Raw genomic sequence first — 7,453 nt, forward strand, 5'->3', positions numbered from 1 at the left:
TAGACATGATGATTATTCGTTATATTCATCCTCAAGATGTAAATGATTTATATACCCTCGCTGAGAAAGCTGGGTTTGGTTTGACATCGCTACAACCAAATATGGAAAAATTGGCAGCACGTATTCAACGTGCCTGTGATACCGTAGCAGGTAAGCTAGACAAAGTTGATCAAGTTTATTTATTTGTTTTAGAAGATACTGAATTAAAGAAAGTGGTTGGTGTTTGCGGAATTGAAGTTGCACTAGGTTTAAAAGAACCTTGGTATAACTTTCATGTCGGGACACAAGTTCATGCGTCTGAACCCTTAAATGTCTATAAATCGTTACCAACTCTTTATCTAAGCAATAATCATACGAACTGTAGTGAGCTATGTACCTTATTTTTAGACCCAGACTACCGTCTAAACAAAAATGGTAAATTCTTATCTAAAGTCCGTTTTCTGTTTCTTTCAGCATTTCGTCAATATTTTGAAGAAACTATTGTTGCTGAAATGCGTGGTTATTCAGATGAAAATGGTCACTCTCCATTTTGGAATGCAGTTGGGCATAAATTTTTTAATATCGAATTTACTAAAGCTGATTACTTAAGTGGTGTTGGTCAAAAAGTATTTATTGCAGAGCTAATGCCGCGTCATCCGCTTTATGTTGATATGTTGCCCGATGACGCAAGAGCTGTAATTGGTATGGTTCACCCAAATACTATGCCTGCATATAACCTGCTAATTGGTGAAGGTTTACGTTATAAGGGATATATCGACATTTTTGATGGTGGTGCAACATTACAGGCAGATATTGAAAATTTAAGAGCTATGAAAGAGAGTCAGATATTTACTGTTCATATTGAATCTGCTGAAAATATCAATTTTCAAGATGAACCTTTCATTATTGCAAATGATCGCTATGAAAATTACCGAGCAATTCTAGTTTATAACCAGCCAAAGAAAAACACCTTAGAACTAAGTACAGAACAAGCAGAGCAATTGCATATTCAAGATGGTGATCAAATACGATTACTTACTGTAAACATTCAAGGAAAACAATAATGTCAAAAGGACAACTATTTATTAATGGTATTTGGCATGATGGTCAAGGTCAGACTTTTATAAAGGAAAATCCTTTTGATAATTCAGTAATCTGGCAAGGCAAAGAAGCTTCGAATTCTGATGTTAAACATGCATGTCTTTCAGCACGAGATGCTTTTCCAAATTGGGCAAAAACAGGGTTTGAACAAAGATTAGAAGTGATTGTCAAATTTGTCACTTTACTAGAAGAACATAAAAGCCATCTTGCTCAAATTATTAGTTTAGACCTAGATGGGAGACATTGACGGAAGTGCAGTCAATGATTGGCAAGGCTCAAATATCTGTACAAGCTTATCATCAAAGAACAGGTACTAGCTCAACTGAAATATCTGATGGGATTGCATCATTACGTCATCGCCCTCATGGTGTTTTGGCTGTATTTGGCCCTTATAATTTTCCTGGGCATTTACCAAATGGGCACATTATTCCAGCATTATTAGCTGGAAATACTATTGTATTTAAACCAAGTGAGCTAACACCTTGGACAGCTGAAGAAACAGTAAAACTCTGGGAAAAAGCAGGTTTACCTAAAGGAGTCTTAAATCTAATACAAGGTGGTCGTAACACAGGTGAGTCCCTCGCTTCAGCACATGAAATTGATGGTCTATTATTTACAGGAAGTGCAAACACTGGATATCACCTGCATCGCCAGATGATCAATTCTCCAGAGAAAATCTTGGCATTAGAGATGGGTGGAAATAATGCACTAATTGTAGATGACGTAATTAATATAGATGCTGTTGTGAACTTAATTATACTGTCTGCTTTTATTTCAGCAGGTCAAAGATGTACATGTGCACGACGTATCTTGGTAAAAACAGGGAAAAAAGGAGATGCTCTCATTCAACGCTTGGTTGAAGTTTCAAAAACGTTGAAAGTTGGTCAATGGGATGCTGAACCTCAACCTTTTATGGGGGGAGTCATTTCATCAGAAGCAGCAGATCGAATGATGATTGCACAAGAACAATTAATTGAATTAGGTGCTAAACCATTACTGAAGATGACAAAGCCTATTATTAATAATTCAATCCTAACACCAGGTATTTTAGAACTCAAACATACAGAAAATATTCCTGATGAAGAATACTTCGGCCCACTCACTACTCTCTATCGTTATGACGATTTTGATGACGCAATTAAAATCGCTAACAAAACTCGATTTGGTCTATCCATAGGATTAGTTTCACCCCAAAGAGAATTATTTGAAAGATTATTGCTTGAATCTAGAGCTGGAATTGTCAATTGGAATAAACCATTAACTGGTGCATCAAGTGCTGCACCTTTTGGTGGGGTAGGTGCATCTGGAAATCATAGAGCCAGTGCATTTTACGCAGCTGATTATTGTGCATGGCCAATGGCTTCACTTGAAAGCACAGAATTAAAGCTTCCTTCAACATTATCACCAGGTCTTACACTCTAATGAATAGCAGAAAAATGATTTATATATTCTGAAATTAATTTTGATGGATTGCTGGAGCAATCCATCACTATGAAAGCTTTAAAATTCTATAAATCAAATGAAAATATTCAGTTTTTTAATTAAAAAGAGAATGATTGTTTTAAAAATTAGATTTTTTATACAATTTAAAAAATAAAGGTTATTCAAATGGAAGGCTTTTTAAATACGCTTTTATCTAAGAATGCTTGTGAAGAATATAGAGGAATTCATAAAAATTTTTCATGGAAAAATCTAGGTGAAGGAATTCTTGAGTGTATACCTCATAACTCAAGTACTAGTTCGATTATCATTTCAGCGGGCATCCATGGAAATGAAACAGCACCTATAGAAATTATTGATCAAATTGTTAATGATTTATTTTCTGGAAAAATAATATTAAAAGAACATGTTCTATTTATATTTGGAAATCCACAAGCTATACGTCTAGGTAAAAGGTATCTAGAAAATGATTTAAATAGATTATTTTTCTGTGATTATAATGATATTGAAACAGATAGAGAAATACAACGTGCCAAAGAATTAGAGAAAGCAGTGGATTTATTTTTTAAAAATAGTCCAATAAATAACAAACGTTATCACTATGATCTACATACTGCTATACGAACATCATTATTTCAAACTTTTGCACTATTGCCTTATCAGGTACATCCCTATGATAATAAGTTAATAGAATTCATTGAGTCATCTAATATAGATGCTCTTGTATATCATAATGAAATTGGAAAAACATTTACACAATTTACCAGTTCATTATTTTTATCTGCAAGTGTTACTTTAGAATTAGGTAAAGCAAATAAATTAGGTGAGAATAATCTGGTAGAATTTAATGATATTAAAATGATGTTAGAAAATATTCTTCTTAAAAAAGAATTTCCATTCCGAAAAAAATCATTTATAGATATATTCATTGTGAAATCATCAATATTGAAAGAATATGATGATTTCAAGTTTAATTTACCAGATAATGCACCAAATTTTACATTATTTGCACCAAAAAATATCATTGCTACACAAAATAAAAATGAAATATTATTTAATTCCGAGGTGAGAATATTATTTCCAAATAATAATGTTAAAAAAGGGCTAAGAGCAGGATTAATTATTATACAAAAATAGTATTATTTTAAAATTATTCTATAATTTTATTTGTTTTTTGTTGGCATTAATATTGCATAACATTATCTTAATCTGATTGGATTTTTATTATCTAGATTAATTTAAGGTTGATTTTATGCAAGATAAATATATTGATGGTGATTTGTTAGGTGGTCATCATTATAATAAGGAAAATGATGAGTATTTAGACAGATCATTGTCTAATCGCCATATCCAATTAATTGCAATTGGTGGTGCTATCGGTACAGGTTTGTTTATGGGGTCTGGTAAAACACTAGGAGTCTCAGGAACGTCTGTAATATTTACATATCTAATCATTGGTTTTTTCTTCTTTTTTGTAATGAGAGCAATGGGCGAATTGCTCTTATCAAATACAAGATATAAATCATTTGCTGACTTCTGTACTGCATATTTAGGTCCATGGGCAGGATATTTTTTAGGATGGTCATATTGGTTAAGTTGGGTAGTTGCAGCAATAGCAGATATGATTGTTATTGGAGGATATATGCAATTCTGGTATCCTGATTTACCAGCTTGGATACCAGCATTTACAACTATTACTATATTAACATTATTGAACTTACTTACAGTTAAAATTTTTGGAGAAATGGAATTCTGGTTTTCACTTGTTAAAATTATCGCTATTGTTTCATTCTTACTGGTTAGTTTATATTTAATTTTTTCTCATTTTGTTTCTCCAAGTGGTACAACTGCTTCTTTTAATCATTTATTAGATAAGGATGCAATGTTTCCATTTGGGATATCTGGATTTTTTTCAGGGTTTCAGATTGCGATTTTCTCTTTTATTGGTATTGAACTAGTAGGTACAACTGCAGCAGAAACCAAAGATCCACAAAAATCATTACCAAAAGCTATTAACTCTATTCCTTTGAGAATCATTTTATTTTATGTTCTAGCACTAATTTGCATTATCTCTGTAACTTCTTGGGTTAATATTAGTACAGACAAAAGTCCATTCGTACAATTTTTCACTTTAATTGGTTTACCTGCTGCCGCTAGTATTATGAATTTTGTTGTTGCCACATCAGCAATGTCTTCTGCCAATAGTGGAATATTTGCAACTAGCCGCATGCTATATGGTTTAGCTACAGAGAAAGATGCTTCTGAAAAATTTAGTTATTTATCAAAAAGAAAAGTCCCAGTAAATAGTTTAATTTTTTCAATGGCATGTGTATTTTTAGGAACTTCTATTCTTTTTATTGTTCCTAATGTCATGGTGGCTTTTACTATCATCTCAACATTTGGTTCAATTTTAGTTATTTTTACTTTTGGACTTATTTTAATTTCTTACCTTGTATACCGTAAAAAATATCCAGAATTGCATGAAAAGTCTATCTATAAAATGCCTTTTGGTATTTTTATGTCATGGGCTACATTAGCCTTTTTAATATTTTCGATTATTATTTTAGGCTTAGATCATCAAACATTAATTTCACTTGCGATTTCACCATTTTGGTTTTTAGCCCTTTACATTTTCTATAAGATTAAAAAATCTAAGAATAGACAACGTACATGGATACTGGAACATGGAAAACGGATAGAAAATTAAAAAATTCATTTAGTCAATTAATTAATAAATTACCTAAAACAGTTTAGGTAATTTATTTCGTACTATTGCAAATAGCCATAGATGATAAGATAAATACCCTTCTAGCTAAAAGTTCAGTATCAAAGTATTTTCCGCATTTTAGGCTATTCGGCACTGTATAGATTCCTCAGCATGATCGATTGCTCTTTCATACATTTATACAAAATCTAGGTTTTAATTCATCTTTTTTCCGTATAGGCAATGCCTTGCTCACATGCTTATATCTCTGAATGAAATTTAAACGATAACTCAGAGGGAAATGAATAATGGCGATTCATAAGGAACATGATCCACATTTAAAATCGATGCTTAAAACCCGTCATATTAGTATGTTAGCTCTTGGAGGTGTCATCGGAGCTGGGCTTTTTGTTGGCTCTAGCTCAGTCATTGCCGCCGCTGGTCCTGCTGCATTTATCTGCTATGCCATTACAGGCATCATGGTTGGCTTAATTATGCGAATGTTAGGAGAAATGGCAGCTGCTCATCCAACATCTGGCTCATTTGTTGATTTTTCTCGACTCGCTTTTGGGAATATAGCTGGATTTTCAACAGGTTGGCTTTATTGGTATTTCTGGGTAGTGGTCGTTGGTTTTGAAGCTGTGGTTGGAGGGCAGATTATTCATGGATGGTTGTCCGATATTCCAGTTTGGGCCATTTCTTTAGTTTTATTAATACTAATGACATCACTAAACCTATTATCTGTGAGCTCCTTTGGTGAAGCTGAATACTGGTTTGCAGGCATTAAAGTTGCAGCAATCATCGTTTTCTTAATCATTGTTGGTATGTATGTCTTTAAACTATGGCCAAATTCTACAGCTTCTTTTGCAAACTTGACCCAACATGGAGGATTTCTACCACATGGTCCTCTTGCACTATTCTCTGGTGTTGTTTCAGTCATTTTCTCAATGAGTGGCGTTGAAGTTGCGACTATTGCTGCGGCTGAATCTGATAATCCATCACAAAACATTCGACGTGCTGTAAATACTGTAATGATCCGGATTATGGTGTTCTTTGTTTTATCAACACTGTTTATTGTCGTCGCTCAACCTTGGACTATGGTTGTTCCTGGTAAATCCCCTTTTGTGGCAACATTGGATGCGATTGGTATTCCAGGTGCAGGTACGGCATTAACTCTTGTGATTCTCGTTGCTGTCTTATCTGTACTTAATGCAGGGTTATATACTTCTTCACGTCTGTTACATGTACTCAGTTCAAATCATGAAGCTCCAAGCTGGTTAGCTAAAAAGAATAAACGAGGTGTACCAGTATGGGGAGTTTTGACATCAACCTTAGTGGGATATGGATGTGTTGTGATTGCTGCATTATGGCCAGACACAGCTTTCCAGTTTTTACTAGACTCATCAGGTGCATTGTTTCTATTCATCTATTTAATGATTTGCCTATCACAATTAAAGCTACGTAAAAAGTGGGAACGTGAAGGAACGCTAAAATTTAAAATGTGGTTATATCCTTGGCTACCTTTGTTCGTGACTGCCTGCATTATCGCTGTTCTAATCAGTATGGGTATCAATCCTGCTACACGCTTAAGTTTAGGGCAGTCTCTAATTGCAATTGTTATCATCGTCTTCGCATATGAGGTGATGAAAATGATTCGATCAAATAAATCTCAACATAGCAACATTATTGATTCTGTACGACATGGCAGCAATGACCTTGGCAAATAAAGAATAATTTTGCTGAATTATGTAAGAAATCAGTTATTCCCCACATCCTAGACATGAGGCAATCTCTTTTTGAGATTGCCTCATGTGCTATAGGCTGACTCTATCCAGATGCGCATCGCGCTAAATTCTAGTGTAAAAATTTTCATATAATCGAACATCTACATAATCTATGTTACGTGTTTTATTTATCCTCTTTTTGATACTTTCTTGTTCTGTTCATTGTGAAAAAGGCTTTAGCAGCCATCTACTCCGATGAATAATCTACACAAAAGATGCTTTTAAAACATACCCAATATCAAGGTATGTAGAAATTTCTACTGTTTACATTGAATAAGAAGCTATTATTCATTGAAGATCACAGTTCTGATGGATTAATCTCCGTCATTATTCGTAATAAAACACTTAGATTAGCATTTGAAGTGCAACACCATGTTGTTGCCATAATACCTGACTCGGACTTTTAACGCCGAGTCTTTTTCTTGGCCGACAATTCAAACGCTGG

General features: G+C 33.8%; 4 protein-coding genes and 1 pseudogene. All 5 read left to right on the top strand.

The window, feature by feature from the left end; genetic code table 11:
• Nucleotides 1–5 precede the first annotated feature (5 nt).
• The 5 genes and pseudogenes from astA to LVY74_RS15575 all read left to right on the top strand — a co-directional run bounded on the left by astA (nucleotide 6) and on the right by LVY74_RS15575 (nucleotide 6,951).
• On the top strand, nucleotides 6–1,043 hold the full coding sequence (astA, locus tag LVY74_RS15555; protein WP_237815821.1) for an arginine N-succinyltransferase: 1,038 nt from the start codon (nucleotides 6–8) through the stop codon (nucleotides 1,041–1,043).
• Nucleotides 1,043–2,502, top strand: a pseudogene (gene astD, locus LVY74_RS15560) (succinylglutamate-semialdehyde dehydrogenase). Before astA ends, astD begins: the two are co-directional and overlap by 1 nt.
• A 186-nt stretch (nucleotides 2,503–2,688) precedes the next feature.
• The gene (gene astE, locus LVY74_RS15565) at nucleotides 2,689–3,657 is read left to right on the top strand and encodes a succinylglutamate desuccinylase (RefSeq protein WP_237815822.1); all 969 of its coding nucleotides are present in this window, start codon (nucleotides 2,689–2,691) and stop codon (nucleotides 3,655–3,657) included.
• A 115-nt stretch (nucleotides 3,658–3,772) separates the two neighbouring features.
• Nucleotides 3,773–5,227, top strand: a complete 1,455-nt coding sequence (locus LVY74_RS15570; RefSeq protein WP_237815823.1) for an amino acid permease — start codon at nucleotides 3,773–3,775, stop codon at nucleotides 5,225–5,227.
• 305 nt (nucleotides 5,228–5,532) lie between these two features.
• The gene (locus LVY74_RS15575; RefSeq protein WP_237815824.1) at nucleotides 5,533–6,951 is read left to right on the top strand and encodes an amino acid permease; all 1,419 of its coding nucleotides are present in this window, start codon (nucleotides 5,533–5,535) and stop codon (nucleotides 6,949–6,951) included.
• Nucleotides 6,952–7,453 lie beyond the last annotated feature (502 nt).

The sequence above is a fragment of the Acinetobacter sp. ME22 genome (assembly GCF_022012315.1).
In the GTDB taxonomy this organism is placed as follows: domain Bacteria; phylum Pseudomonadota; class Gammaproteobacteria; order Pseudomonadales; family Moraxellaceae; genus Acinetobacter; species Acinetobacter brisouii_A.

Bases quoted from the DNA above. Each gene is read 5' to 3' on its own strand.
- LVY74_RS15570 (WP_237815823.1), top strand. From the start codon at position 3,773: ATGCAAGATAAATATATTGATGGTGATTTGTTAGGTGGTCATCATTAT.
- astE (WP_237815822.1), top strand. From the start codon at position 2,689: ATGGAAGGCTTTTTAAATACGCTTTTATCTAAGAATGCTTGTGAAGAA.
- astA (WP_237815821.1), top strand. From the start codon at position 6: ATGATGATTATTCGTTATATTCATCCTCAAGATGTAAATGATTTATAT.
- LVY74_RS15575 (WP_237815824.1), top strand. From the start codon at position 5,533: ATGGCGATTCATAAGGAACATGATCCACATTTAAAATCGATGCTTAAA.